Source organism: Caulobacter sp. 17J80-11 (genome assembly GCF_014349105.1).
In the GTDB taxonomy this organism is placed as follows: Bacteria; Pseudomonadota; Alphaproteobacteria; order Caulobacterales; family Caulobacteraceae; genus 17J80-11.
Genome location: NZ_JACSJI010000009.1, coordinates 138,534 through 165,313 on the forward strand (window position 1 = coordinate 138,534; position 26,780 = coordinate 165,313).

The 26,780-nt window shown below is 70.2% G+C and carries 25 protein-coding genes; 7 read left to right on the forward strand and 18 right to left on the reverse strand.

Going from position 1 to position 26,780, the window contains the following annotated elements; genetic code table 11:
- Window position 1: 1 nt before the first annotated feature.
- The 3 genes from H8B08_RS11405 to recA all read right to left on the reverse strand — a co-directional run bounded on the left by H8B08_RS11405 (window position 2) and on the right by recA (window position 4,858).
- Window positions 2–511, reverse strand: coding sequence for a DUF4136 domain-containing protein (locus tag H8B08_RS11405; RefSeq protein WP_187450317.1), 510 nt, complete (start codon window positions 509–511; stop codon window positions 2–4).
- Between the two features lie 286 nt (window positions 512–797).
- Window positions 798–3,443, reverse strand: a complete 2,646-nt coding sequence (gene alaS, locus H8B08_RS11410) for an alanine--tRNA ligase (RefSeq protein WP_187450318.1) — start codon at window positions 3,441–3,443, stop codon at window positions 798–800.
- A gap of 341 nt (window positions 3,444–3,784) precedes the next feature.
- Entirely contained in the window at window positions 3,785–4,858 is a 1,074-nt protein-coding gene (gene recA / locus H8B08_RS11415; RefSeq protein ID WP_187450319.1) for a recombinase RecA, read from the reverse strand.
- A 189-nt stretch (window positions 4,859–5,047) separates the two neighbouring features.
- Between recA and H8B08_RS11420 the strand changes: the two genes are divergently transcribed.
- Window positions 5,048–5,260: a DUF2945 domain-containing protein gene (locus tag H8B08_RS11420; protein WP_187450320.1), complete on the forward strand. Its 213-nt coding sequence runs from the start codon at window positions 5,048–5,050 to the stop codon at window positions 5,258–5,260.
- Between the two features lie 39 nt (window positions 5,261–5,299).
- Here H8B08_RS11420 and H8B08_RS11425 read toward each other — a convergent pair whose 3' ends face one another.
- The 3 genes from H8B08_RS11425 to H8B08_RS19580 form a co-directional block, all read right to left on the reverse strand.
- Complete coding sequence (locus H8B08_RS11425) at window positions 5,300–6,310, reverse strand: hypothetical protein (RefSeq protein ID WP_187450321.1); 1,011 nt, start codon at window positions 6,308–6,310, stop codon at window positions 5,300–5,302.
- 85 nt (window positions 6,311–6,395) lie between these two features.
- A complete protein-coding gene (locus H8B08_RS11430) occupies window positions 6,396–7,127 on the reverse strand; it encodes a LytTR family DNA-binding domain-containing protein (protein WP_222934424.1) in 732 nt (243 codons plus the stop codon).
- On the reverse strand, window positions 7,124–8,248 hold the full coding sequence (locus H8B08_RS19580) for a histidine kinase (protein ID WP_187450322.1): 1,125 nt from the start codon (window positions 8,246–8,248) through the stop codon (window positions 7,124–7,126). The genes H8B08_RS11430 and H8B08_RS19580 overlap by 4 nt, the downstream gene beginning before the upstream one ends.
- 167 nt (window positions 8,249–8,415) lie before the next feature.
- On the opposite strand from H8B08_RS19580, the gene H8B08_RS19585 reads away from it, so the two are divergent.
- Window positions 8,416–9,498 carry a S41 family peptidase gene (locus H8B08_RS19585; protein ID WP_187450323.1) on the forward strand — a complete coding sequence of 361 codons (1,083 nt, stop codon included), beginning with the start codon at window positions 8,416–8,418 and terminating at the stop codon, window positions 9,496–9,498.
- Window positions 9,499–9,562: 64 nt separating this feature from the next.
- Here the strand turns inward: H8B08_RS19585 and H8B08_RS11445 are convergent, their stop codons facing one another.
- The 7 genes from H8B08_RS11445 to fliQ form a co-directional block, all read right to left on the reverse strand.
- Window positions 9,563–11,380, reverse strand: coding sequence for a DUF885 family protein (locus H8B08_RS11445; protein WP_187450324.1), 1,818 nt, complete (start codon window positions 11,378–11,380; stop codon window positions 9,563–9,565).
- 170 nt (window positions 11,381–11,550) lie between these two features.
- Complete coding sequence (locus tag H8B08_RS11450; protein WP_187450325.1) at window positions 11,551–13,407, reverse strand: DUF885 family protein; 1,857 nt, start codon at window positions 13,405–13,407, stop codon at window positions 11,551–11,553.
- 172 nt (window positions 13,408–13,579) lie between these two features.
- The gene (locus tag H8B08_RS11455; protein WP_187450326.1) at window positions 13,580–15,424 is read right to left on the reverse strand and encodes a DUF885 family protein; all 1,845 of its coding nucleotides are present in this window, start codon (window positions 15,422–15,424) and stop codon (window positions 13,580–13,582) included.
- Between the two features lie 220 nt (window positions 15,425–15,644).
- A complete protein-coding gene (gene cckA, locus H8B08_RS11460; protein ID WP_187450327.1) occupies window positions 15,645–17,702 on the reverse strand; it encodes a cell cycle histidine kinase CckA in 2,058 nt (685 codons plus the stop codon).
- Window positions 17,703–17,749: 47 nt separating this feature from the next.
- On the reverse strand, window positions 17,750–18,850 hold the full coding sequence (gene flhB / locus H8B08_RS11465) for a flagellar biosynthesis protein FlhB (RefSeq protein ID WP_187450328.1): 1,101 nt from the start codon (window positions 18,848–18,850) through the stop codon (window positions 17,750–17,752).
- A 4-nt stretch (window positions 18,851–18,854) separates the two neighbouring features.
- Window positions 18,855–19,616 carry a flagellar biosynthetic protein FliR gene (gene fliR, locus H8B08_RS11470; RefSeq protein ID WP_187450329.1) on the reverse strand — a complete coding sequence of 254 codons (762 nt, stop codon included), beginning with the start codon at window positions 19,614–19,616 and terminating at the stop codon, window positions 18,855–18,857.
- An 8-nt stretch (window positions 19,617–19,624) separates the two neighbouring features.
- On the reverse strand, window positions 19,625–19,888 hold the full coding sequence (gene fliQ, locus H8B08_RS11475; RefSeq protein WP_187450330.1) for a flagellar biosynthesis protein FliQ: 264 nt from the start codon (window positions 19,886–19,888) through the stop codon (window positions 19,625–19,627).
- 173 nt (window positions 19,889–20,061) lie between these two features.
- Between fliQ and folE the strand changes: the two genes are divergently transcribed.
- Window positions 20,062–20,730 (forward strand): GTP cyclohydrolase I FolE, encoded by a 669-nt coding sequence (gene folE / locus H8B08_RS11480; protein WP_187450331.1) that lies wholly within the window; start codon window positions 20,062–20,064, stop codon window positions 20,728–20,730.
- A gap of 67 nt (window positions 20,731–20,797) precedes the next feature.
- Complete coding sequence (locus H8B08_RS11485) at window positions 20,798–21,202, forward strand: response regulator (RefSeq protein WP_187450332.1); 405 nt, start codon at window positions 20,798–20,800, stop codon at window positions 21,200–21,202.
- Window positions 21,203–21,292: 90 nt separating this feature from the next.
- On the opposite strand, the gene fliE is transcribed toward H8B08_RS11485, so the two are convergent.
- From fliE to flgB, 3 genes are read right to left on the reverse strand one after another with little or no spacing between them, the layout of a single operon-like run.
- Window positions 21,293–21,595 carry a flagellar hook-basal body complex protein FliE gene (gene fliE, locus H8B08_RS11490; protein ID WP_163263007.1) on the reverse strand — a complete coding sequence of 101 codons (303 nt, stop codon included), beginning with the start codon at window positions 21,593–21,595 and terminating at the stop codon, window positions 21,293–21,295.
- A gap of 11 nt (window positions 21,596–21,606) precedes the next feature.
- Window positions 21,607–21,993, reverse strand: a complete 387-nt coding sequence (gene flgC, locus H8B08_RS11495; protein ID WP_187450349.1) for a flagellar basal body rod protein FlgC — start codon at window positions 21,991–21,993, stop codon at window positions 21,607–21,609.
- Window positions 21,994–22,048: 55 nt separating this feature from the next.
- Entirely contained in the window at window positions 22,049–22,477 is a 429-nt protein-coding gene (gene flgB / locus H8B08_RS11500; RefSeq protein WP_187450333.1) for a flagellar basal body rod protein FlgB, read from the reverse strand.
- 148 nt (window positions 22,478–22,625) lie between these two features.
- Between flgB and H8B08_RS11505 the strand changes: the two genes are divergently transcribed.
- Both H8B08_RS11505 and fliP read left to right on the forward strand, forming a co-directional pair.
- Window positions 22,626–22,922, forward strand: a complete 297-nt coding sequence (locus H8B08_RS11505; RefSeq protein ID WP_187450334.1) for a flagellar biosynthetic protein FliO — start codon at window positions 22,626–22,628, stop codon at window positions 22,920–22,922.
- Window positions 22,922–23,701: a flagellar type III secretion system pore protein FliP gene (fliP, locus tag H8B08_RS11510; RefSeq protein WP_187450335.1), complete on the forward strand. Its 780-nt coding sequence runs from the start codon at window positions 22,922–22,924 to the stop codon at window positions 23,699–23,701. Before H8B08_RS11505 ends, fliP begins: the two co-directional genes overlap by 1 nt.
- 12 nt (window positions 23,702–23,713) lie before the next feature.
- Here fliP and H8B08_RS11515 read toward each other — a convergent pair whose 3' ends face one another.
- Window positions 23,714–23,872, reverse strand: a complete 159-nt coding sequence (locus tag H8B08_RS11515) for a hypothetical protein (protein ID WP_187450336.1) — start codon at window positions 23,870–23,872, stop codon at window positions 23,714–23,716.
- Window positions 23,873–23,994: 122 nt separating this feature from the next.
- Window positions 23,995–26,070, reverse strand: a complete 2,076-nt coding sequence (locus H8B08_RS11520; protein WP_187450337.1) for an outer membrane beta-barrel family protein — start codon at window positions 26,068–26,070, stop codon at window positions 23,995–23,997.
- 126 nt (window positions 26,071–26,196) lie between these two features.
- Here H8B08_RS11520 and H8B08_RS11525 point away from each other — a divergent pair.
- Window positions 26,197–26,780: hypothetical protein (locus H8B08_RS11525; protein ID WP_222934426.1), on the forward strand; the 584-nt coding region annotated here is incomplete at its 3' end.

Sequence of the window (26,780 nt, forward strand, 5' to 3'; positions counted from 1 at the left end):
ATCAGCGGGAAGGCGGCGGGGCGCCGACGGGAAACTGCGCCACGACCGGATCGACGATCTGTTCGATGTCGGACTGGCTCACGTGCGATCCGAGGCTTTTGGTGCCCTTGCCGTGCCAGACCGGCTGCTGGGTGCGGGCGTCGTAGACGGTGATCATCAGCGAACCGTTCACGCGGGTGTCCGGCGTGATGCCCCAACCGAAATACCAGCTCGGCATGTCGTAGTAGTCGTAGGTGTTGTTCCAGGCCGACGAGATCAGCTCGATCGAGACGATGAAATCGGGATTGGGCCCACGGGCGAAGCCGCGCGCCTGCAGGTCACGGTCGATCACCGCGCGGACGTTGTCGAACAGGACCGGGCTCATGCCCTGAGGCGCGGTCTGATCGTTCCAGGCGTAGCTGCGATAGGCCGACAGGTTCGCGTCGGGCGCGGTCTCGGTCGTGACCTCGGTCGCGCATCCCGCGAGACCTACGAACGCGGACGCCAGAAGGGGCGCCAAAATCTTCGACATCTCGACCGCCCTCACTCGGCAGCTGCCTGCGGAGAACCGGCTCGGACTGTTTGAAGTTCGCGCTATCGCAGGCGGCGAAGGCGCAGGCGCCTCGACGAAACTCGCAGGTCTAGGCTCTGCTGCGGTCTTGACGCCAAGCGGGCAGGATATCCTGAAGCACGAGCAGGCCGAAAACGACGAGGAACAGGATAGGCGGCACCGGCCTCGGCAAGATCGAACGCCCGCGCAAACGAAAGGGCCCGGAGCTCTCGCTCCGGGCCCTTCGCATTTCAGCCTGTGCGCCGCCTCAGCCGGCCAGCGCCGCCTTCACCGCCTCGACGCCGGCGTCGGCCTTGGTGGCGTCCGGCGCGCCGCCCTGGGCGAAGTCCGGCTTGCCGCCGGCGCCCTGGCCGCCCATGGCGATCACCGCGGCGCGAGCCAGTTCGGCGGCGTTGAAGCGCCCCGTGAGGTCCGGGGTGACGGCGACGGTCACCGCCGCCTTGCCCTCGGCCACGCCGACCACGGCGACGACGCCCGAGCCGACCTGCTTCTTGAACTCCTCGGCGATCGGGCGCAGCTCCTTGCCGCCGACGCCGTCCAGCACGCGGCCCATGAACTTCACCCCGCCGATCTCCTCGGGGCCGGCGGCCGCGCCGCCGCCGCCACCCAGCGCCAGCTGGCGCTTGGCGTCGGCCAGCTGCTTCTCGAGGTTGCGGCGCTCAGCGATCAGGGCCTCGATGCGGGCCGGGACGTCGGCCGGCTGCACCTTGAACTGCTGGGCCAGCCCGACAGAGACGTTGGCCTGGTCGAGCAGGTAGCGGCGCGCCGCCTCGCCGGTCAGGGCCTCGATGCGGCGCACGCCGGCGGCGACGCCGCCTTCGGAGACGATCTTGAACAGGGCGATGTCGCCGGTGCGGGCCACGTGGGTGCCGCCGCACAGCTCAACCGAATAGGCCCCCTCGCCTTCCAGCGCCTGGCCCAGCGTCAGCACGCGGACCTCGTCGCCGTACTTCTCGCCGAACAGGGCGACCGCGCCGGCCTCCATGGCCGCCTGCGGAGCCATGACCTGGATGTCGGCCGGCAGGTTCTGGCGGACGACGGCGTTCACCTCGTCCTCGATCCGGTCGAGCTCGGCGGCGGTCAGCGGCTGGCCGTGGCTGAAGTCGAAGCGGATGCGCTCGCCGTCGACCATCTGGCCCTTCTGGGCCACGTGCGGACCCAGCACGTTCTTCAGCGCGGCGTGCAGCAGGTGGGTGGCGGAGTGGTTGGCGCGGGTGCGGGTGCGCCGCTCGGCGTCGACGTACAGGTGCGCGTGGTCGCCGACCGACAGGCGCGCCGAGCCGATCCGGATCTTGTGCACGTGCAGGTCGCCGGCCTGCTTGGCGGTGTCCAGCACGTGGCCCGAGCCGCCGGCCCATTCGATCTCGCCGGTGTCGCCGGCCTGGCCGCCGCTCTCGGCGTAGAAGGGCGTGCGGTCGAACACGACCTCGACGGTGTCGCCGGCGTCGGCGTGGTCGACCGGCTGGCCGTCCTTCAGGATGGCCAGGGTCTCGGCCGTCGCTTCGGTGTGGTCGTAGCCGACGAACTGGGTCGGGCCCAGGCGGTCGCGGATGGCGAACCACTCGGCCGCGGCGGCGACCTGGCCGGAGCCCTTCCAGTTCTGCTTGCCGCGCTGACGCTGCTCGTCCATCGCGGCGTTGAAGCCCTCGACGTCGACGGTCAGGCCGCGGCGGCGCGCCTCGTCCTCGGTCAGGTCCAGCGGGAAGCCGTAGGTGTCGTACAGGGTGAAGGCGGTCTGGCCCGGAATGGCCCCGCCTTCGCCCAGGTCCTTGGTGGCGGTGTCGAGCAGGCTCATGCCGCGGCCCAGCGTGGTGCGGAACCGCTCCTCCTCCTGGCGCAGGGTCTCGGTGACGAAGGCCTCGGCCCGCTTCAGCTCCGGATAGGCGTCGCCCATCTGGGCCACAAGGGCCGGCACCAGACGGTGCATCAGCGGCTCCTGCGCGCCCAGCAGGTGGGCGTGGCGCATGGCCCGGCGCATGATGCGGCGCAGCACGTAGCCGCGGCCCTCATTGGACGGGGTGACCCCGTCGGCGATCAGGAACGACGACGAACGCAGGTGGTCGGCGATCACCCGGTGCGACGGGGCGCGGTCGCCCTCGGCCTTCACCTTGGTGGCCTCTTCGCTGGCCGCGATCAGGGCGCGGAACAGGTCGGTGTCGTAGTTGGAGTGCACGCCCTGCAGCACGGCGGCCAGGCGCTCCAGGCCCATGCCGGTGTCGATCGACGGCTTGGGCAGGGGCTTGCGCGAGCCGTCGGCCGACTGCTCGAACTGCATGAACACCAGGTTCCAGATCTCGACCCAGCGGTCGCCGTCGGCGTCCGCGCTGCCCGGAGGGCCGCCGGCCACGCTCGGGCCGTGGTCGTAGAAGATCTCGGTGCAGGGGCCGCACGGCCCGGTGTCGCCCATGGACCAGAAGTTGTCGGACCCGGCGATCCGGACGATGCGGTCGTCGGACAGGCCGGCGACCTTCTTCCACAGACCGTGGGCCTCGTCGTCGTCGATGTAGACCGTCACCATCAGACGGTCCTGGGGGATGCCGTACTCCTTGGTGACCAGGTTCCAGGCCAGCTCGATCGCGCGCTCCTTGAAGTAGTCGCCGAACGAGAAGTTGCCGAGCATCTCGAAGAAGGTGTGGTGGCGCGCGGTGTAGCCGACGTTGTCCAGGTCGTTGTGCTTGCCGCCGGCGCGCACGCATTTCTGCGAGGAGGTCGCGCGCGGGATCGCCCGGGTCTCGCCGCCGGTGAACACGTTCTTGAACGGCACCATCCCCGCGTTGACGAACATCAGCGTCGGGTCGTTCTGCGGCACCAGCGGAGCCGAGGGCACCACCTCGTGGTCGTTCTTGCCGAAGTAGTCGAGGAAGGTGCTGCGGATCTGGTTCAGGGAGGCCATGGGGACTCGCGCGCGCGGGAGCGGAAAAGAGACCGCTCATATAGAGAGAGCCCCCCCGGGGAGCCAAGCGCTTTGCTGCGGCGCGGCAAGCGGGCTGACGGGCCTTCCAGGCGCACGAAGGTCGCGCCACGGAAAAGAACCGGGCGCCCGCCGGGAAGGCGGGGCGCCTGGTTTCCCCGGATAAAGTTGAGGCGCCCGCCGGGAGGGCGGGCGCCTGGTTTCCCCAGATAAAGTTGAGGCGCCCGCCGGGAGGGCGGGCGCCTCAGGGACCGTGAGGACGCTGACGGCGCGGGGTCGGTCGGCGGGTCGCGCCGGTCGCCCTCGACGGGAACTCTAGAGGGTCAGGAGTCCTGACCTTCGTCGGGCTCGGGCGTGCCCAGCAGCTCTTCGGAAAGCTTGGCGGACTGGCCGCGCACCCGGCGCTCGATCTCGGCGGCCACGTCGGGGTTGGTCTTCAGGAACTCGCGCACGTTCTCGCGGCCCTGGCCGATGCGGGTGCTGGAGTAGGAGAACCAGGAGCCCGACTTCTCGATCACCCCGGCCTTGACGCCCAGGTCGATGATCTCGCCGATCTTCGACACGCCCTCGCCGTACATGATGTCGAACTCGACCTCGCGGAACGGCGGGGCCACCTTGTTCTTCACCACCTTCACACGGGTGGCGTTGCCGACCACCTCGTCGCGGTTCTTGATCGCGCCGGTGCGGCGGATGTCCAGGCGCACCGAGGCGTAGAACTTCAGGGCGTTGCCGCCGGTGGTGGTCTCCGGCGAACCGTACATCACCCCGATCTTGTGGCGGATCTGGTTGATGAAGATCACCAGGCACTTGGACTTGGAGATCGACGCGGTCAGCTTGCGCAGCGCCTGGCTCATCAGGCGGGCCTGCAGGCCCGGCAGGCTGTCGCCCATCTCGCCTTCGATTTCGGCCTTGGGCGTCAGGGCCGCCACCGAGTCGATCACGATGATGTCGATCGCGCCGGAGCGGACCAGGGTGTCGGTGATCTCCAGCGCCTGTTCGCCGGTGTCCGGCTGAGAGACCAGCAGGTCGTCGAGGTTGACGCCCAGCTTGTTGGCGTAGACCGGGTCCAGCGCGTGCTCGGCGTCCACGAAGGCGGCCACGCCGCCGGCCTTCTGGACCTCGGCCACGGTGTGCAGGGCCAGCGTCGTCTTGCCCGAGCTTTCCGGCCCGTAGATCTCCACGATGCGGCCCTTCGGCAGGCCGCCGATGCCCAGCGCCAGGTCGAGGCCAAGCGAGCCGGTCGAGACCGACTCGATCTCCACCACCTTGCCGCCGGCGCCCAGCTTCATCACCGAGCCCTTGCCGAACGCCCGGTCGATCTGAGCCAGCGCCGCTTCCAGCGCGCGTTGCTTGTCCGCTTCGTCCTTGCCCACGAGTCTCAATGCCGCCTGTGTCACTTCGGGCCTCCCCTATCGCACGATTCCAAACCGTGTCTGCCGGAGAGCCCCGCCGTCTCGACCGCTCGAAGCGTCCCCATGAGCTGAACCGTACTCGTTTCGTTCCATGTTCGCAAGATGTTCTCTTTCACCCCGCGAACGGAACGCGTTCCGCCCTCGCCCGCTCTCCCCGAAACGGAGGCGAACCCCATGGTCGACAAGGATTTCAAGCCGGGCGACAAGGTCCGCTGGAACACGCCGCAGGGCGAGACCCGCGGCGAGGTCGTGCGGAAAGAGACCAAGACCACCCGCGCCGGCGGACACTTGGCCAGGCCGGACAAGGCCCACCCCGAATACCGGGTGCGCAGCGACAGGACCGGCGGCGAGGCGATCCACCGCCCCGAGGCCCTGCGCCGCGACTGAAAGCCGCGCTCAAACTCGTTCGCCGCGGCTCTGCTCCGCTCAGGTGAACAGGAAGTCGCCGCGGTGCAGCTCGCTCACGCCTTTCACCAGGATCGAGTTGTCCGCGTCGAACTGGATCAGCACGCCGTCCGCCGTCTGCTCGAACAGCGCCGAGAGCTCGCGGAAATTGTGAACGTCGGTGTCGTGGAGTTCGATACGGTCGCGGCTCGTCTGGAAGTCCTCGATGGTGTCCTTGCCGTTCTCCGCGCCGAACACGAACCGGTCCGCCCCGCCGCGCGCCTGATCGGACATGGCGGCTGCGTCGCCCCACATCCGGTCCGTCTCGCCCTGGCCGCTGACCAGCCGGTCGTTTCCGCCCCGGGCCTGGCCCTCCAGCGTCAAACCGTCGCCGTACATCTCGGTGATGGCGGGGAAGAAGGTCGGGTTCTGGTCCTTCGCGATCAGAACGTCGTTCCCGCCGCGGGCGTTGTCGCTCAGGGTCTTGGCGTCGCCGACGAGCCTGCTGAACAGGTCGTCACCCATGATCGTGTCATCGCCGCCGCCGGCGCGACCGCTCATCGTGTCGGCGTCGCCGTACAGCTCCATGCCGCCGTGGAAGGGGGTGACGCCGCCCAGGTGGTCGTCCCCACCGCGGGTCCGGCCGGTCATGCTCACGGCGTCGCCGTAAGCGATCGCGCCAAAGTCGCCGGCGACGCGGATATCGTCGTTCCCGCCGACAGCCCGGTCGCTCATGGTCAAGGCGTCGCCGACGGCCTTGGCCTCGAACGTCCCGCGCGCGCTGAGAATATCGTCGCCGCCGCGGGTCTTGCCGAGCATGTCGAACGCATCGCCGACGACGGTGACCGCACTCTCGTTCTGCCCGAGAATATCGTCGTCCCCGCCGCTGGCCCCTTCAGCGAGCGTGCGGGCGTCGCCGACCAGCGCGCCGAACCCACCCTCCAGTTCGTGGATGGTCTGGTCCCCGGCACGCGTCCGGTCGGCGAGGGTGCCGGAGTCGTCGCCAAACTCCACGGTCCCGAAAATCGGATCGTCATTGATGATCACGGTCATGGAAAGCGCCTCCAAACGGCGGCTCAACTCAGGACCTCATGGCTTGTGTCCGCCGCAGTTCACCCTGGCCGCAGGTATGGTCGCCTCAGGTCGAGAATTTGCGCTTCGCGGCGGGCATGTAGCTGGGGCCGACCGGCACGGCGACGCCGTCGGCGAGGATCAGCACCGCCCCGCCGGCTCCGTTCGGCTGGAACTCGCGCACCGCTTCAGGCCGCACGAAGGCTGAGCGATGCACGCGCATGAGCTCCTGCGGATCCAGCCGCTCCTCCAGCGCCGCCATGGTGGCGCGCAGGATATGGCTGCGCTGGGCGGTGTGCAGCAAGACGTAGTCCTTGGCCGCCTCGATCCACTCGATCGCCTTCAGCGGCACCCGCTCCAGCCCCAGGCGCCCCTGCACCCAGAAGTCTCCCGCCACCGGCGGCGCGTCCACCGCCGCCGGCCGGCGGCCCTCACGGCGGCGGCGCACCCGGTCCACCGCCTGACGCAGGCGGTCCAGCCGCAGCGGCTTGAGCAGATAGTCGGCCGCCTCCACGTCGAAGGCGTCGACCGCGTGGTGCTCGAAGGCGGTCAGGAAGATGATCTCCGGGCGCCGCTCGGCCGGAATGTCGGCCGCGACGCCCAGGCCCGAGCGGCCCGGCATCTGGATGTCCAGAACCGCCAGGTCCGGCTGCAGGCGCGCGATGGCGTCCAGCGCCTCGACGCCGTTGCGGGCGGTCGCCACCACCTCGGTCCCCGGCACGTCCTCGAAGGCCACCGCCAGGCGCTCCAGCGCGAGCGGCTCGTCGTCGGCCAGCACCACCCTCATCGTCTCGCTCACGCGGCAGCCCTCTCCGCCCAGGTCAGCGGGAACCGGACCGCGGCCCGGAAGCCCTCGCCATTCGCGCCCGCGTCCAGCGCGGCGCGCGCCCCGTACAACAAGGCCAGCCGCTCGCGCACGTTGTTCAGGCCGACGCCGATTCCCGGCGGACGCGGACCAGTCTGCACCTCGCCGGCCCCGTCGTCCTCGACCGAAAGGACGAGATCCTCGCCCTCGCGGCTCGCCGCCACGCGCAGGGTCACCGGCCGCAGGGCCGGGCTGACCGCGTACTTCACCGCATTCTCGACCAGCGGCTGCAGCAGGAAGCTGGGCGCCATGGCCCGGAGCAGCTCCGGCGGACAGTCCCAGACCACCCGCATGCGGTCGCGGAAGCGCTCGGCCTCGATGTCCAGATAGGCCTGGGTCACGGCCAGCTCGTCCTCCAGCGGCGTGAACGGCTCGGCGTCGGCCGCCAGCGAGGCGCGCAGGAAGTCCGACAGCTTGCCGATCATCGCCTCGGCCTCCTTGGCGCGCTTGGTGACCACCAGGCTGCCGATGGCGTTCAGCGTGTTGAACAGGAAGTGCGGGTTGAGCTGGAAGCGCAGCGCCGCCAGCTGCGCGCGACTGGCCGCCGCCAGGGCCTCGGCCAGGCGACGGTCGCGCTCGCGGGTCTCGATCACCGAGATCAGCCCGGTCGCTCCCATGCCGAAGAAGCCGTAGAGCGCCAGGTAGAGCACCGCGTTGGTGGTGATCACCAAGCGCATGGTGAGGGCGAACAGGGGGTTGTCGGACACGACCTGTCCTTGCGGGGCCTCGCCCGGATGCAGCCAGCCGGCGGTCTGCAGGTCGGCCGTGACGTGCAGCGCCCAGGCCAGGGCAAGCACGAGGCCGAGGACCACGATCCGCCCCGGCCGGCGGTTCTCGGGAAGGGCGATCGCGAGCCGCCAGGCGCCGGCGCACAGGATCACGCCGAGCGCGGCCAGCGCGGTCCACCGCACCGCCTCGCGCGGCGAGAACAGGTCCGGCTCGGCCAGACCGCCCGCCATCATCAGCAGCAGGCCCAGCGTCCACACGCCCCCGATCAGCCGCAGGGCCTGGGGCCAGTGGCGATCGGAAACGACAGGCTGGGCGGTGGACGTCACGGGCGTGAACCTGAGCAAGACACGCATCGACCCTACACGGACAGGCGTCTGAGCGCTCGGACCTTCGTCGCAGCTTCGTCGCGGTTCCGGCGCTCGGTCGCAGGGCGGCGGACGCGACGCGCGGAGAGGGTGATACAAGCGTCAAAGCAAAGCTTCGGAGCCGCCCCGTGCACAAGACCCTCGCCGCCGCCGTGCTCGCCACCGTGCTGGCCGGATCCGCCGCCGGCGTGACCGCCCAGACGGCGCCCCAAACCACGCCGCAGGCCGCCACGCCCGCCGCCACTTCCGAGCCCCTGACGCGCGCCGAAGCGACGGCCGCCCTGAAGGCGCTGGACGCCGCGCTCGACACCTACATCTTCCCCGACGCGGCCGCGAAGGCGCGCAAGGCGCTGAAGGCCGGCTGGAACGACTATCTGGCGATCGGCGACAAGGCGGCCTTCGCCGAGCGGCTGACCCGCGACATCGGCGCGGCGCTGGACGACCACCACTTCTACGTCCGCGCCAGCGCGCCGGGCCCGCGCCCGGCCCCGGCGAACCCGCTGGCGACCGAAGCCGCCGACGCCTACGGCTTCGCGACCGTCCAGCGCATGCCGGGCAATATCGGCTACATCGACCTGCGCCAGTTCTCCGACAGCCCGGAGGGCGCCAGGCGCGCGGAGGCGGCCATGGACCTGGTGCAGGACACGCAGGCCCTGATCATCGACCTGCGCGCCAACCGCGGCGGCGGCGGCGCGGCCATGGCCGCCCTGATCGGACGCATGGCCTCGACGCCGATCCCCCGCTCCGAGCTGATCTGGCGCGAGGGCGAGACCTTCACCCGCGTCCCAGGCGAGACCACCGACTATCCGGCCGAGAAGCGCTACGCCCGCCCGGTCTTCCTGCTGACCGCCAACTTCACTATCTCCGCCGCGGAGGCCTTCGCCTACGACCTGCAGGCGGCCGGGCGCGTGACCGTGGTCGGCGAGACCACCCGCGGCGGGGCCAACCCGATGAACCGGCCGCCGTACGATCTGGGCGCGGGCCTGCGCGCCTGGGTCTCGAACGGCCGCTCCGAGCACCCGGTGACCAAGGGCACGCCCAACGGCACGGGGGTGAAGCCCGACGTGCCGACCGCGCCGGCCGACGCGCTCAAGGTCGCCTACGCCCGCGCGCTGCAGGACCTGCCGACCGAGGGCCTGACGCCCGGCCAGGCGCGCGAGCTGGACAAGGCCAGATCCGACGCCGAGGCCGCCCTCGCCCGCACGCCCTGATCTGAAAGCAAAAGGCCCCCGGCGCGGAAACGCCGGGGGCCTTCGCAATTTCAGTCTTGGGCTATCAGGCGTTGGCCGCCCAGCCGGCGACGTTGCGCTCCAGCACGGTCAGCGGCACCGAGCCGTTCAGCAGCACCGCGTCGTGGAAGCCCTTCAGGTCGAACTTGGCGCCCATCTTGGCCTTGGCCTCGTCGCGGATGCGGGCGATGACCGTGTGGCCGATCTTGTAGCTGCAGGCCTGGCCCGGCCACACGCAGTAGCGCTCGATCTCGCGGGCGGCCGAGGTCTCCGGCTCGCCGCAGTTGTCGACCATCCACTTGATCGCCTGCTCGCGGCTCCAGCGCTTGTGGTGCATGCCGGTGTCGACCACAAGGCGCACGGCGCGGAACAGATAGGACTGCAGGAAGCCGACCCGGCCCAGCGGGTCGTTGTCATAGACGCCCATCTCCATCGCCAGCTGCTCGGCGTACAGGCCCCAGCCCTCGTTGTAGGACGAGGAGCTGCCCAGACGGCGGTAGAGCGGCAGTTCGCCGGCTTCGAGTGCCAGGGCGTTCTGCAGGTGATGGCCCGGCACCGCCTCGTGGTAGCTCAGGGTCGGCAGACCCCACTTCGGCCACTCCGAGGTGTCGCGCAGGTTGATGTAGTAGGCGCCCGGGCGCGAGCCGTCGAGCGAGGGGCGGTTGTAGTAGCCGCCCGGCGCGCCGGCCTCGATGGTGACCGGCACCCGGCGGATCTCCACGCGCGCCTTCGGCACGGTGGCGAACACTTCCGGCAGACGCGCCCACATGGCCTGGACCTGGGCGTTCAGGGCGGACAGCAGCTCGGCCTTGCCCGCGTCGGTGTTCGGATAGAGGTGCTGCGGGTCCTTGCTGAGCGCGGTGATGCGCTCGCCGACCGTGCCCTGGGTCATGCCCTGGGCCTTCAGGATCACGTCGATTTCCGATTGCAGCTTGGCGACCTGGTCGAGGCCGATCTTGTGGATCTCCTCGCCCGACAGGCTGGTGGTGGTGTTGGACTTCAGGCCGTGGGCGTAGAGCGCCTCGCCCTTGGGCAGGCGCCACACGCCGGCCTCGTGGGTCGCCTTCGGCTGCAGGGCCTTCAGGGCGTCGATCTGGCGATCCAGGGCGGCGCGGACCGGGCCGGCCACGATGGCCGTGGCGGTGGCTTCGTAGTCGCCGGCGACGCCGGCGGCCTGGGCGCGGCGGACCAGCGAGCGCACCAGCGAAGTCTCGCCCGGGGCGGTGTCGCGCAGCGCGCTCAGCTGGACGATGGCCTTGGCCAGCACGAAGTCGGGGGCGATCACGCCCACGCCGGCGTCGTGCTTGACCCGCTCGGTCTCCTGGTCGAGCGCCGTGGCGAAAGCGTTCAGGCGCGAGACGTAGGCGTCGGCGTCGTCCTTGGTCGCGATCTTGTGCTGGTTGTCGAGCCAGTCCGGCAGGCCCTGGTAGGAGCCGCCCAGCTGGCTGACGATGTACGGGTTCGGACGCCCGCCCATCGAGCCGTAGTTGAACGTCTTCGCGCCGTCGGCGGAGACCTGGTAGCGGAACTGGGTGATGTCGTAGGTGACCTGCGAGGCCGGCGACAGCTTGGCGCGGTTGATGGCGCCGAACTCCTTCAGCCGGCGCGCCGCGCGGGCGCGGTCGTCGGCGACCGAGGCCAGCGAACGGTCGTCCAGCTTGAACTTCATCGCGGCGCGGGCTCCGGTGTCGAGGCCGAGGCTCGTCACCTGCTCGGGCGAGTCGTTCAGGTTCTCTTCCAGATGGCGGGTCAGAAGCGCGTCGAGCTTCTGGTCTTCGGTCTGGACCTGAGCCAGAGCCGGAACGGCGGCGGCCAGGGCGCCGGCGCCCGCCCCCGCGGCGAGCAGTTGACGACGATCGATCACGCTATTCACTCCCCGATGATGCGGGCCCTCGCGGGGCCGTGCGGCTCCCTGCGGAGCTCGTCGACGCAAAGGGGTAAGGGAGACGCCGAAGCTGGGCAAGCGGCTAACGTTGCCGCACAAACAATCGGACGCGGCCGCCGGCGCATCGCCCGCCGGCGGCCGCTCCCGGATCAGGCCCGCGACGCGGCCCAGTCGCCGATCACGCGCTCCAGCACTTCCAGCGGCATGGCCCCGGCCAGCAGGCCGGCGTCATGGAAGCCACGGATGTCGAACTTCGGCCCCAGCTTGGCCTTGGCGGCCTCGCGCAGGCGCAGCCAGGTCATCTTGCCGACCATGTAGCTGCACGCCTGGCCCGGCCACACGCAGTAGCGCTCGATCTCGGTGATCGCCGACGCCTCCGGATCGCCCAGGGTGTCGACGTTGTAGCGGACCGCCTGCTCGCGGCTCCAGCGCTTGGCGTGCATGCCGCTGTCCACCACCAGACGCACGGCCCGGAACAGGGCGTCGTGCAGGTAGCCGATGCGGCCGAACGGGTCGTTCTCGTACATGCCCATTTCGTCGGCCAGTTGCTCGGCGTACAGCGCCCAGCCCTCGCCGTAGCCGGCGAACCACATGGTCTTGCGCAGCATGGGGATGCCCTGCGCCTCCAGGGCCAGCGTCCCCTGCAGGTGGTGGCCCGGAACCCCCTCATGGTAGGTCAGGGTCGGCAGGGTCCAGCGCGGCACCTCGGCGGTGTCACGCAGGTTGATGTAGTAGGCGCCCGGGCGCGAACCGTCGAGCGTGCCCGGCTGGTAGGAGCCGCCCGGCGCCCCGGCCTCGATGGCCGCCGGCACACGCCGGATTTCCAGCCCGGCCTTGGGCAGGGTCCCGAAGTAGTCGGGCAGCTTGGCGGAGACGACCTTCACCAGGCCGTTCAGGTCGCTGAGCAGCTGCGCCTTGCCGGCCTCGGTGTTCGGGTAGATGAACTTCGGATCCTTGTAGAGGGCGTTCAGCCGCTGGCCGACCGTGCCCTGGGTCATGCCCTGGGCGCGGAAGATGGCGTCCATCTTGCCGGAGATCTCGCCGACCAACTGCAGGCCCAGGGCGTGGATCTCGTCGGGGGCCATGTCGGTGGTGGTCTGCAGCTTCACGCCGAAGCGGTAGTAGGCCTCGCCGTCCGGCAGACGCCACACGCCGGCGTCGTGCACGGCGTTCGGCCGCCAGCTCTGCAGCAGGGCGATCTGCCGGTCCAGCGCGGCCATGACGGGCCCCTCGACCAGGGGCCTGGCCCGCCCGGCCCAGTCGCCGGCGATCTGCTTTTCGGCCGTGCGCCGCGCCAGCGAGGCGACCAGGGTGGTCTTGTCCGCCGGCGTGCCGCGCAGGGTCTTCATCTGCTCGAGCGTGCGGTCGATGACGAAGTCCGGCGGGATCACCCCACGCGCGGCGTCGGCGCGGGCCCGCTCGGTCTCCTGGTCGAGCGTCGTGGCGAACTGCGCCAGGCGCGACAGGTAAGCCTCGGCGTCCTCGCGGGTCTCGACCGGGTGCTGGCTGTCCAGGAAGTCGGGAATGCCCTGGTAGGCCCCGCTCAGCTGGCTGAGCACGTAAGGCGCCGGATAGCCCGGCGCGCCGTAGTGGAAGCGATCGGCGCCCTCCAGCGACACCCGGCTGGAAAAGTCGAGCGTGTCGTAGTTGACCGCCGCCATGCCCGACAGGACCTGGCGGTCGATGGCCTTCAGCTCGCCGTAGAAGGCTCGGCCGATCTGCAGGTTCTTCTCGATGGTCGCGGCCGACTGGTCGTCGAGCTTGCTGCGCGCCCAGGCCCCCTCGCCGGTGTCGAGCCCGAGGCTCGTCATCGTGGTCGGCGATTCCTTCAGCTGCTCCTGGAAGATCCGGTCGAACAGGTCATTCAGCTTGGCCTCTTCGGCCGCGGCCGACGGCGAAGGCCTGGCGGCCGGCTTCGGCGCCGCAGACGTGGTCGCGCATCCGGAGACCAGTCCGGCCACGCCGGTCGCGGCGGCGGAGAGCAAGAGGCGGCGGCGATCCAGCATCGGGAGTTTCCTCGGCGTATCTCGGCGTTACCGCCAAGGCGTAGGCGCTCGCCTCAAGCTCGGCAAGACGAGCGGCTGCAAATGTTTCGCCGCCAACAACCGCCGCAAATGAAAACGCCGCCGACGGCGCGGGCCGTCGGCGGCGTGATCATTCGAACGCGATCGGCGGCGATCAGGCCTTCGAGGCGGTCCAGTCCTGGATCACCCGCTCCAGCACCGCCATCGGCATGCCGCCCGACAGCAGGCCCGCGTCGTGGAAGCTCTTGATGTCGAACTTCGGACCGAGCGTCTTCTTGGCGTTCTCGCGCAGCTGCATCCACTTGGTCTGGCCGACCTTGTAGCTGGACGCCTGGCCCGGCCACACGCAGTAGCGCTCGACCTCGGTGACGTGGGCGCTCTCGGGCTCGCCCAGGTGCTCGGTCATGTATTTGATCGCCTGCTCGCGGGTCCAGCGCTTGTAGTGCAGGCCGGAGTCGACCACGAGGCGCACGGCCCGGAACAGGTAGCTCTGCTGGAAGCCGATGCGGCCGTACGGGTCGTTGTCGTACATGCCCATCTCTTCGGCCAGCTGCTCGGCGTACAGCGCCCAGCCTTCCGAATAGGCGCTGAAGCCCATCACCTTGCGCAGCATCGGAATGCCCTGGGCTTCCAGCGCGAGCGTGATCTGCAGGTGGTGGCCCGGGATCGCCTCGTGGTGGGTCAGGGTCGGCAGCGACCACTTCGGCCACTCGGCCGTGTCGCGCAGGTTGATGTAGTAGGCGCCCGGACGCGAACCGTCGAGCGTCGGGCCCTGGTAGTAGCCGCCCGGCGCCCCGGCCTCGATGGCCGCCGGCACCCGCCGCACCTCGACGCCCGCCTTCGGCAGGGCCCCGAACCAGGCCGGCAGCTTGGCGCTGACCACCTGGATGTGACGGTTCAGGTCGGCGATCAGCTCGGCCTTGCCGGCGTCAGTGTTCGGGTAGAGGAAGCGCGGGTCCTTGGACATGGCGCTCAGACGCTGGCCGACGGTGCCCTGGGTCATGCCCTGGGCCTTCATCAGCGCGTCGATGCGACCGGAGATCTCGGCCACCTGCTCCAGACCCATCTTGTGGATCTCGGCGCCGGTCATCTTGGTGGTCGTGTAGGACTCCAGGCCCCAGTCGTAATAGGCGTCGCCGTTCGGCAGGCGCCACACGCCGGCGTCGTGCGTCGCTTTCGGGCGCATGGCCTCCATGGCCGCGATCTGGCGGTCCAGCGCCGGATAGACCTGGGTCTCGACGATCTTCTGGGCGTCGGCGCCGTAGTCGCCGGTCACGCCGGCTTCCTTGGCGCGGCGGGCGACCGACTTGACCATGGTGGTGTCGGCGGCCGGCGTGGCGCGCATGCCGCGCAGCTGCAGCAGGGTCTTGTCGATGATGAAGTCCGGCGGCGCGGCCCCGGCGCCGGCGTCGGCGCGGGCCCGGTCGGTCTCCTGGTCCAGCGCGGTGGCGAAGGCCGCCAGGCGCGACAGGTAAGCGTCGGCGTCGACCTTGTCGGAGATCTGGTGCTGGCTGTCCAGGAAGTCCGGGATGGTCAGGTAGGCCGAGCTCAGCTGGTTGACCACGTAGGCCTGCGGATAGGTCCGCGCGCCGTAGGTGAAGGTCTCCATGCCGTGCAGGCCGACCCGGCCGGCGAAGTCGACGGTGTCGTAGTTGACCGCGTCCATGCCGGCCAGCTTCTTGCGGTCGATGGCCTTCAGCTCCGTCGCGTAGCCGCGGTTTACCGCGATCTGCCGCTCGATCTCCTTGGTGGAGCGGTCGTCCAGCTTGGACTTGGCCCAGGCGCCGTCGGGCGTGCGGTCCAGGCCCAGGCTGGTCATGCCCTCCGGCGAGAACTTCAGGGATTCCTGGAAGACCTTGTCGAAGAAGGCGTTGAGCTTGGCGGCGGTGGCCGGGTCGGACCCGGTCGGCGCGGCGGCGCGGGCGAGCGCGCCGCCCGCGGCGAAGCTCGTCGCGCCGACGGCGGCGGCGGAAAGCAGAAGTCGACGACGGTCGAGCATGTGGACGTTCCCCTGAAGGCGTCTTTTCGTTTGGACTGTCAGGGGTACGGCAGCGTTCCAACCCGGGCAATAAGACCGGCGGTCCGCGAGCGTTAAGCTTTGGTAATGGCGCAGCTCGGCGTGGCCGCCCTCGTCCTTCGACAGGCTCAGGATGAGGCCTCCTGCGACCGGAGTAGAAATCCTCATCCTGAGCGTGTCGAAGGACGAGGATTTCGGGCCCTCACGCCGTCCGCAGCTCCTGCTTCACGCGCTCGGCCAAGGTCTTGATGTCGATCGGCTTGGGCAGGAAGGACACGCCGGTCTCGCCCTCCAGCAGGTCGGAGAACTCGGCCTCTGCGTAGCCGGAGATGAACATCACCGGGGCCGCGCCCAGATAGCCGCGCGCCTTTTTCAGCAGGGTCGGGCCGTCCATGCCGGGCATGATCACGTCGGAGATCAGCATGTCGATCTGGCCGGCGTTCTCCTCGGCCAGGATCAGAGCCTCCTCGCCGTCGGCCGCTTCGATCACCTCGTAGCCGCGCGCGCGCAGCAGGCGGGCGGCGACGCCGCGCACGGCGTCCTCGTCCTCGACGAACAGGATGCGCCCGGCGCCGGACAGGTCGCGCGCGGCCGGCTTGGCCTTGGCGTCCGGCTTGACCACCGGGGCGGCGTCGGCCGGCGGGGTGTAGGCCGGCAGGAAGATGCGGAAGTGCGCGCCCTGCCCCGGCGGGCTGGCGACCGAGATGTGGCCGTCGGCCTGCTCGACGATGCCGTAGACGGTGGCCAGGCCCATGCCCGTGCCCTCGCCGATCGCCTTGGTGGTGAAGAACGGCTCGAAGATCTTGGTCACCAGGTCGGGCGGAATGCCGGGGCCCGTGTCGCTGACCTCAATGAAGGCGCAGTCGCCGGCCGGGGCCTCCGGCCAGCCCTGGGCGCGGGCCTCGGCCGGGGTGAGGCGCGCGGTCTTGATGCGCACCACGCCCCCGCCCATGCCCTTCATGGCGTCGCGCGCGTTGACCGCCAGGTTCATGACCGCGGTCTCGAGCTGGCTCTTGTCGGCGTGCACCAGCGGCAGGTCGCGGCCGTACGACGTCTCGAGTTTCACGTCCTCGCGCAGCAGGCGGCGCAGCAGGACCTCGAACTCGCTGATCAGCTCGCCCAGCTCCAGCGTCTCGCGCTTGACGGTCTGCTTGCGCGAGAAGGCCAGCAGCTTGCGCACCAGGTCGGCGGCGCGGGTGGCGGTCTGGCGGATCTCGTTCAGGCCCTCATAGGAGGGATCGCCGACCGGGTGGCGCTGCAGCAGTTCGTCCAGGCGCAGCTGGATGGCGGTCAGCAGGTTGTTGAAGTCGTGGGCCACGCCCCCGGCCAGCTGGCCGATGGCCTGCATCTTCTGCGACTGGGCCAGTTGCAGCTCCAGCTGCTTCTGATCGGTGACGTCGAAGACGTAGACGAGACGGCGGTCGGCGTCGGCGGCGACGTACAGGTGCGCGGCGCGCTTGGTCCCGGCCAGCTCGACCTCGACTGGGAAGGCGCCGGCCGCCAGCTTCTTGCCCGCCTCGGCCAGGGAGGCCGGGTCGAACAGCTCGGCGAAGCGCGCGCCCGGCTTGGCGCGGCCGTCCGTCAGGCGGACCAGGGCCGGGTTGGCCTCGGTGATGGCGGCGGCCAGCGGGTCGGCGGCGTCGATCACCGCGGCCCCGAACGGAGCGGCGGCGGAATACAGGTCAGGTCCCGTCACGGCAGGCGCGGCCGGCGGCGCGCTCAGGGCGACGACCGGCTCGGGCGCGGCCAGGCGGCGGTGTTCCGAGACCAGGCCGTCGGCGGCGGCGCGCACCAGGAAGCGGTTGGAGCCGAGCGTCGAGACCACGGTCTCGAACTCCTGCTCGCCCAGCTTCAGGTCGGCGCGCCCCACGCGGCCGGCGCGGGCTTCCGACAGGGCGACGAACAGGGCGGGCGCGGCGGTGCCGCGCGGCAGGCGGCTGGCGTCGGCGCCGGTCTCGCGCCAGGCGGCGTTGGCGGCCAGCACGCGGCCGTCGGGGGTGACCAGGGCGGCGGGTTCTTCCAGAGCTTCGACCAGGGCTTCTGGCCCGGCCTCGGGCTTGGCCTTGCCGTCGGCGGCCCCGAAGGCGAACACGGCCATCAGCGCCACGCCGGCCAGGCCGACCAGCAGCAAAAGGCCCGGCGCGCTGGGATCGCTGCGCAGGGCCGGATAGGCCGCGCCGGCGACGGCGAGCAGGAAGAAGACCACGACCGCCGCGAACCACGGGTCGAGTTTGAAGCCGGTGCGTTCGGCGCGCGTCATCGGCCCTGCCCCCGTAAGGCCCTGCGAATCGGACACGATCATAGCTCCTACCTGGGCGTGGCGCGCTGCGACCGCGCGGCGCCACGGCCCTTGTTCATGACGAAGCCGATCACCTTGGCGACCGCCTCGAAGTGTTCACGCGGGATGATCCCGTCGACGTCGACCGTGGCGTACAGCGCGCGCGCCAGCGGCGGGTCTTCCACGATCGGGATTTCGTGCTCGCCGGCGATCTCGCGGATCTTCAGGGCGATGGCGTCGACGCCCTTGGCCAGACACACCGGCGCGGCGTCCTCGCCGTTCACGTAGCGCAGGGCCACGGCGTAGTGGGTCGGGTTGGTGATCACCACCGTGGCCTTGGGCACGTTGGCCATCATGCGCTTGCGGGCCTTCTCGGCGCGCAGCTGCTTGAGCTTGGCTTTGACGTGCGGGTCGCCTTCGGTCTGCTTGTATTCTTCCTTGGTCTCCTCGCGGCTCATGCGCATGCGCTGCAGGAAGCGGATGCGCTGCCACAGGAAGTCCCCGCCGGCCACGAAGCCCAGCAGGGCCAGCACCGCCCCGCCCAGCGCCAGCATCAGCTCGCGGGCGAACGGCAGGAGCGCCAGCGGGCTCATGGCCGCCATGTTCTGCAGCTCGCCGGCGTGCGGCTTCATCACCAGCCAGCACACCCAGCAGACCGCGGCCAGCTTCAGCACCGTCTTCAGGAAGTTGACCAGGCCATCGGCCCCGAAGATCCGCTTGAAGCCGGCCATCGGCGAGACCTTGTTCAGGTCCGGCTTCAGCTTGTCCGGCGTGAACAGGAAGCCGTGCTGGATCAGGTTGCCGCCGGCCCCGCCGATCGCGGCCGCGGCCAGCACGGCGCCCAGCAGAGGCGCCGCGCCCCACAGGGCCTGGCGCACCAGGTCGCCGCCCGCGCCGCTCTCCAGCGCCGGCACGAGCTGGTGCGGGGCGGCCACGAACGGCAGGAAGGCCTCGGCCATCTTGCCGGCGAAGGCGCCGCCGCTGACCGCCAGCACGCCGCACACCGCGGCCAGCGAGAGCCAACTGGCGACGTCGGGCGACTTGGCGACGTCGCCCTTCTTTCGGGCCTCTTCTAGTTTGCGTGGAGACGCTTCTTCCGTCTTGGAGGACGGATCGTGCTCTTCGGCCACGGCCCTATCCCCTCAGGAAGACGTCGGTGAATTCGCGATAGGCCTCGATCCACACCATGCCGATCACGCCCAGGCTCAGCGCGAAGACCGACAGGCCCAGCAGCACGCCGAGCGGCGTGGCCGCGAAGAAGATCTGGAACTGCGGCATCACCCGCCCGACCAGGCCGGTGGCCAGGTTGAACAGCAGCGAGAACACGATCACCGGCGCGGCCAGTTGCACGCCCAGCGCGAACGCCTGCGACACCGTGCGGGCGGCCAGGGTGGCCGCGTCAGCCGTCGGCAAACCCTTCACCGGGGCGAACAGCTTGTAGCTGTCGGCCACGGCGCCGATGAACAGGTGGTGGGTGTTGGTGGCGAAGATCAGCGTCACGCCCAGCAGGGCCAGGAACGAGGCGACGGTGGTGCCCGGCTGCGCCTGCAGCGGGTTGGCGGTCTGGGCGAAGGACAGGCCGGTCTGCAGCGAGACCAGTTCGCCGGCCACCGCCAGGGACATCATCAGGATGCGCAGCAGCCCCCCGATCATCAGGCCGATCAGGGTCTCGCGCAGCACCCAGCCGCCCATGCCGCCGACGGTGCCCGGCAGGGCCGGCAGGCTGGTCGACACGATCGGGGTCAGGGCGAGCGTCAGCAGCAGGGCGAAGGACAGGCGCACGCGCGGCGGCACCATCGCTTCGCCCAGCCCCGGCAACAGCATGACGATCGCCGCCACGCGGACGAACACCAGCCCCGCGGCCCAGACCTCGTCGGCGGCGGCGTAGGATTCCACCTACGTCCTCACATTCCGGCGATGCGGGCGGCGATGTCGCGCATGAAGCCGCTGAGCAGCGCGCCCATCAGCGGCAGGAACAGCAGCAGCGTCACGAACACCGCCAGGATCTTCGGCGCGTAGATCAGGGTCGCTTCCTGGATCTGGGTCAGGGCCTGGATCAGGCCGATGGCGACGCCGACCACCAGGCCCACGATCAGCACCGGCGCGCACAGCTGGATGGTCAACCAGATGGCGTCGCGACCGACGTCCAACACTTCCGCCCCGGTCATCCCGTTAACCCCTCGACTGGCGGGAATCGGCTCCACGCGCCCCCGCTGGGCAGAATCTGCCGCCCCGATGGTTAACGAAGGGTGGCGAAGCGTTAACGGACCTCCTTCTTCCTGCGGGGCTGTTAACCGACGCCTTTCGGGAAAAGGAACGCCGGTTCGTTCGTTCAATCGCCATGACGAGCGACGACCTCGACCGCACCTTCGACCCCGCCGCCGTGGCCCGCCAGGCCGGCACGCCCCTGCCCCGCCGCGGCGAGCCCGCGCATGACGCCGACCGCCCGCACTTCGAGGAGGTCGAGGCGGCGGTGCGCACGCTGATCCGCTGGGCCGGCGACGATCCCGACCGCGAGGGCCTGACCGACACCCCCGCCCGCGTCGCGCGCAGCTATCGCGAACTGTTCGCCGGCTACGAGGTCGATCCGCGCGAATACCTGGAGCGCACCTTCGAGGAGGTCGGGGGCTACGACGAGCTGGTGGTGCTGCGCGACATCCGCTTCGTCAGCTTCTGCGAGCACCACATGCTGCCGGTGGTCGGCCGCGCCCACGTGGCCTACCTGCCCACCGACAGGGTGGTCGGCATCTCCAAGCTGGCCCGGGTGGTGCGGGGGTTCGCGCGCCGGCTGCAGATTCAGGAGAAGATGACCGCGGACATCGCTCGCACCATTCAGGAGGTGCTGAAGCCGCAGGGCGTAGGCGTGGTGGTCGAGGCTGAGCACAGCTGTATGACGCTACGCGGCGTCAACGCGCCGGGAACTTCTTTGACCACCAGCCATTTGCTCGGAGTCGTTCGCGACGATCCCAGAACGCGAGAAGAATTCTTGCGCCTGACCCGAAGCTCCTGAGGAGGCGGCTTCGGCGGGATGGTCCGTCGGCAGTTGCGTGTCGTGAAGCGTCGAAAGGTCGTTTGAGTTGCAGCGTAGCGGACAGACCAGCCGGGTCCCCAGGACCGCGGCCTTCCGCGTCCTGGTGGTCGAAGACGAACCCGACGTCTGCGCCCTGATCGAGGACGCCCTTGCCGAAAGCGGATATTCCGTCGATTGCGTCTACAGCGACGCCGAGGCCTACGCGGCCCTGGAGCGCGATCCGCACGGCTATTCGGCCCTGATCGCCGACATCAACCTGCGCGAAGGCACCACCGGCTTCGACGTGGCGCGGTTCGCGCGGCGTCAGAACGCGGACCTGCCGGTGATCTACGTGACCGGGGCTGCGACCGGCTCCGACGCGGCGAACTCGGTGTCCGACGGCGCCTTCGTGCTCAAGCCGTTCACCCCGGACGAACTGGTCGGCGCGGTGCGCGAGCGGCTGGAGCGCTGACGCCCGCCCTCGGACAGGGAGGGCTACTGAGAGCGCAGTGGAAATCCTCATCCTGAGCTTGTCGAAGGACGAGGATTTCGCAGCCCCCGATCAGATCGGCATCCGCATGATCTCTTGATAGGCCTGGATGACCTGGTCGCGCACGGCGATCACCGTCTCCAGCGAGGCCTCGGCGCTGGCCACCGCGGTGACCACGTCGACCAGCTCGGCCTTTCCCGCCACCTGCGAGGCCATCATGTGTTCGGCCTGGCGCGTCGCCTGGGTGGTCTGGCCCAGGGTGTTCTGCAGGATTTCGGCGAAGCCGGTCGCGCCGGCCTTCTGCGCGCCGCCGGTCGGCGACGAGGAGCCTTGCGCGGCCGCATAGGCCTTGGCGGCGATGAGCGGGGACACCACGGCTTAGGCCCTCACTTCTTCAGCAGGTCGAGGGTGCGCGCCTCCATGGCGCGCGCGGTCTCGATCACGTTCAGATTGGCCTCGTAGGCCCGCTGCGCCTCGCGCAGGTCGAAGGCCTCGATCAGCCCGTCGACGTTCGGCTTCTTCACATAGCCCTTGGCGTCGGCGGCCGGGTTCGACGGGTCGTATTCGAGGTCGAAGTCCTTCTGGTCCGGGCGGACCTCGGCCAGCTTCACCCCGTTGGCCCCGTCGATGCGGGCGGTCTGGAAGACCGGCACCTGCCGGCGATAGGGATCGCCGCCCGGCGTCTTGGCGGTCGAGTCGGCGTTGGCGATGTTCTCGGCGATCACCCGCATGCGCGCCTGCTGCGCCTTGAGCGCGCTGGCGGCCACGGCCATGGTCGAGTTGTGGGCTGGCTTCACGGCGTCAGGCACGGCTCAATCCCCCGAAAACTCAACGGCCCGGCGCGCGGGCGGCCATGCGCAGCATGTTCATGGACTTCTGGTAGAAGCCGATCGCCGCGTCGTAGGCCATGCGGCTCTCGGCCATCTTCACCATCTGCTCCTCGAGCACGACCGCGTTGCCGTCGAGCGTGGTCTCGGAGTCGCGCGACAGCACCGGGCTGTTCCGCATCGGTCTGGACTCGGTGGTCATGTGCCCCGCCTGGGTCAGGGCCAGGCCGCCCTCGCCAGCCCCGGCCAGCGACGCGCCGCCGGTCTCTTTCGCCAGCGCCGCGGAGAAGCTGTAGGCCTTCAGGTCGCGCGGCACGTAACCGGGCGTGTCGGCGTTGGCGACGTTCTCAGACACCAGCCGCTGGCGCTCGTTCAGATAGCCGAGCCGCCCCTTCAGCATCGAGAACAGCGGAATGTCGTCCAGGCGCATCCGAATCCCCAGAGCGTTAACTCTACACCGGGAAGAAAATGCCGAGCCGCGGGTTAACGAGTCCTTTCAGAAAGGTCGCGTTAACCCTGCGCGGTAACTTTCGCCCTATGGTCGGCTTAAGCCGATTCACGCGGTCTGGGCGGGGCGTATGGACTTTCTCGACTTCCTGCGGGCGATCCTGGCCCTTGCGGTGACGCTGGGCCTGATCGGCCTGGCGGCCTGGGCGGTGCGCAAGTACGCCCCCGACCTGATGGCGCGCCTGCAGGCCGTCCGCCCGGGCGAGCGCCGGCTGAAGGTGGTCGAGAGCCTGGTGCTGGACCCCACCCGGCGCCTCCTGCTGGTCCGCGTCGACGAAGAAGAGCGCCTGATCCTGCTGGGCGAGGGCCGCGAGCTGGTCGAGCCGCGCCGTCGCCCCGCCAAGCCGGCCCCGAAGGCGGTGCAATAATGAAGAAGCGCTTCCTCAACGAGGACACCCGGCGCGCCCTGCTGCTGTCGGCGCTCACCACGGCCGCGACCCTGGTGTTCCCGGCGGTGTCCGCCGCCCAGGCGATCAACGTCGACCTCGGCACCGGCGCGGGCCTGACCGAGCGGGTGGTCCAGCTGGTCGGCCTGATGACGGTGCTGTCGCTGGCCCCGTCCATCGTGATCATGACCACCTCGTTCGTGCGGATCACGGTGGTGTTGTCGCTGCTGCGCACGGCGCTGGGCCTGCAGCAGAGCCCGCCGAACGCGGTCCTGGTGTCGCTGGCCCTTTTCCTCTCGGCGGTGGTCATGACCCCGACCTGGGAGGAGGCCTACCAGGACGGCATCCGCCCGCTGATGGACAAGCAGATGGAGCTGCCCCAGGCCTTCGACGCGGCCTCCGCCCCGGTGAAGACCTTCATGCTAGGCCAGGTCGACCGCGAGGACCTGAACCTGTTCGTGCGCCTGTCGAAGATCGAGCGCCCGCAGACGCTTCAGGACCTGCCGCTGCGCGTGGTCACCCCGGCCTTCATGATCTCCGAGCTGAAGCGCGCCTTCGAGATCGGCTTTTTGCTGTTCGTGCCGTTCCTGGTCATCGACCTGGTGGTGTCCAGCGTGCTGATGAGCATGGGCATGATGATGCTGCCGCCGGTGGTCGTCTCGCTGCCCTTCAAGCTGATCTTCTTCGTGCTGGTCGACGGCTGGCGCCTGGTGTGCGGCTCGCTGGTCGAGAGCTTCCAGCACGGCGCGCCGGGGACTTAGCGACGCCCGCGGTCAGCCGCGCTTCGCCGCCCCAAGCCCGTCCAACGCCGCCGGATACTGCGGCGTGTCCTCGAGCACGCGGCGGTACCACGCCGCCGCCTCCGCCGCGCGGCCCAGGCCGGCGTAGCTGCGGGCGATCTCGACGCCGAGCTCGGGCCGCCAGCGGTACACGCGCAGCGCCTGTTCGGGATAAGCCCTGCCAGCCGCCGAAGGACGAGGTGCTGCAGAAGGCGCTCGCGATCATCGCCGCCCGGCGCTGACCTGACCGGGCGGATCGGCCTCAACGCCGAGGCTCATCCGCCCCATCGATACGACAGCGACGCCTTCACCTGCCGGCCGGCGCCGCGGGATGTCTCGACTTCGCTGAAGCCCTCGCCCGCGACCTTGGACCGGAAGTCCGTACCGTCCAGCAGGTCGCTCGCAGTGAGGGTTAGCGCCGCCTTCTTCGTGATCGAGCGCCGCCAGGTCAGGTCCGCGTACACGAAGCCCGACGTCTCGCGCTGGAGGGACTGCTGCGGGCCGAAGTAGCGCACCTGCAGCTGCAACTGGTCGCCGTCCGCGCCGTCGGCGCGTGCCGGACCGCGCCGCTCCAGCTGGCCGTTCAGCGAATAGGTCGTGTCCGCCGCGGAGCGGAACCGGCCCGCCTCCAGCACCTGGATCCCCCGCCAGGCCAGATTTGCTGTGAGGTTCACCCGCCACCGCTCGTTGAAATTCTTGCGGAGGGACACTTCCGCCCCCCGACTGGACGCGTCGCCGGCGTTGATCGGCATCGACAGCTTCACGTTCTCCGGGGTCAGCTCCGTGTAGCTGTCCCAGACGTCATGGCTCTCGCGATCATAGAGCGTCACGGTCCAGTCGAGCTCGTCCGTGGCGTGCTGCAGCCGCACCTCGAAGGCGTCGCGGCTGGCGGACCGCAGGTCGGGATTGCCGACAAAAGCTGTGTTCGAGTCGAACAGGCGGACGGCCGGGTTCAGCTCCGTGATGTCCGGCCGGTCCACCCGGCGCGAATAGCTCAGCCGCAGCTTCGTCCGCTCGGTGAGCGCGCGGCTGAGGTGCAGGCTGGGATACAGGCTGACGAACGTACGGTCGGCCGACGCGCCGGCCGAGCGCACCTCACGCGCCTCCCCCTCCACGCGCAAACCGGGCAACACCGTCCAGCCGGCGCGGTCGAACTGCAGCGTGCCGTAGCCGGCGGCGATGTCCCGCCGCCCGTCGAGCGACCACGCGTAATCGGGCAACGGCGCCCCGCCCGTCCCGGCCTCGAGCGCCTCGGCGATGCGGGTGTCCTCGCGGTTCAGCTCGCCGCCCAGCGACAGAACCGCCGCGCCGGCTGGACGCCGGTAGTCCAGCTTCACGAGCACTTCGTCGACGCGCCAGCGGGAGTCGGTGCGGTAATCCGCGCCGCCTTCGGCCCGGAACCGACGGTCGAGATCCCAGTCCATGGTGCTCGCCAACGCGGAGACCGTCAGGCTCGAACTCTCGTCGGGCTTGCTCCACTGGTAGTCGAGGCCGAGCGAGCCCATGCGGACCAGACTGCGCGTGTCGGCCGTTTCCGCCGCGCTCCCGGACGGGCCGACAAGAACCACGCGCGAGATGTCCTGACGGTTCACACTTTGGCTGTCGTTACCGCTCGCCGTCAGGGTCAGGGTGCGGTCGTCGGCGGGTTTGAAGCCGACCTTCACGGACGCCGAGCGGTCGTCGGAGCGCTGGCTCTCGTCCCGTCGCTCGGACGTTTGCATGACTGTCCCGCCGCCGCTGTCGAACGTCGTGAGATCCCGGCCGCCAGCGCTCGAGCGTTCGTTATGGCCGTCGCCGAGGGTGGCCCCGAAGGTCCAGCGCCCGCGCGTCAGGTTGGGCGACAGGGTCAGCTGCCGGCCGCCCTGGCTGTCGGCGCTGACCAGCACGGCTCCCGAGCCCCCGGACGGCCGTCGCGAGCGCGTGACGATGTTGATGATCCCGCCCCCGCCGTCCGGCCGGAACTGCGCCGACGGGTTGGTCATCACCTCGATGCGGTCGATGTCGGCGCCCGGCAGGGCCCGCAAGACCACGTCCTGGTTCTGCGGCCGCTTTCCGTCGATCAGGACGGTGACCCCCGGGCTGCCCAGCAGCGTCACCCGCCCCTGCGCCGAAACGCTCACGGACGGGACCGACTTCAGCGCGTCCACGGCCGATCCGGCCTGCGCCTGCGGATTGTCCTTCACCGAATAGATTTCGCGATCGATGAGGTGGACCACCGGCGGCCGTTCGGCCGTCACGGTGACGGTTTCCACATCCGGCCCCGCGTCGGCCTGGACCGGCGTGTGCGCCGCAGCCGACGCTTCACCCGCCGGCTCGCCGAGGGCGAGCACGGCCAGACACACGCATAGCACGCCGACGCCCCCTAAGGCAGACCTATGGGCGAATTCTAGCTGAGCAATTGTGGCGAAAGCGAAGCCTAAATCGGCCAGGAGGTTGGACGCCGTGCCGAGGCGCGAATCCGCTTTAAGCTCGGCTGCGTGTCCGCCCCGCTCACGTCCCTGATCGAGTTCGACCTGCTGCGCCTGCGCGAGTTCGCGCGGAGGCTGAAGGGCGACGCCTGGTCGGCGGCGGTCGTGCTGCTGATCGCCGGCGGCGGCGCGGCGGCCCTGTTCGTCGGCCTGGAGCGCCTCGGCCGCGAGCAGCTGGCCGGGCACGCCGGCCTCGCGTCGGCGGCGGGCGCGGCCTTGAGCGTCTTCAGCGTCATGGCCCAGCGGCGCGCCGTCGTGCGCCTGGCCGACGGGCCGTTCGGGCCGGTGCTGGCGAGCCCCCGGCTGCGGACCGCCTGGTCGGCCGTGCGCGTCGCGGCCGTCGCCCTGGTGCCGGCCGCCGCCATGGCCGCGGGCGCGGTCCGCGGCGGTGATCCGGAGGCGGCGCTGGCCGTCTTCGGCGGCCTGGCCTTGGCGGCCGCCCTGGCGCTCGCCGTGCCGGTCTTCAGCTTCGATCTTCCGTTCAGGGGCGAGCGGTCCGCGCCGGCGCGCGCAGCCGTCCGGACCGGGCCGCCGGTCTGGGTGGCGCTGCGGTCGCCGGCGGCCGGCCTGCCGCGCTGGGCGTGGCTTGGGGC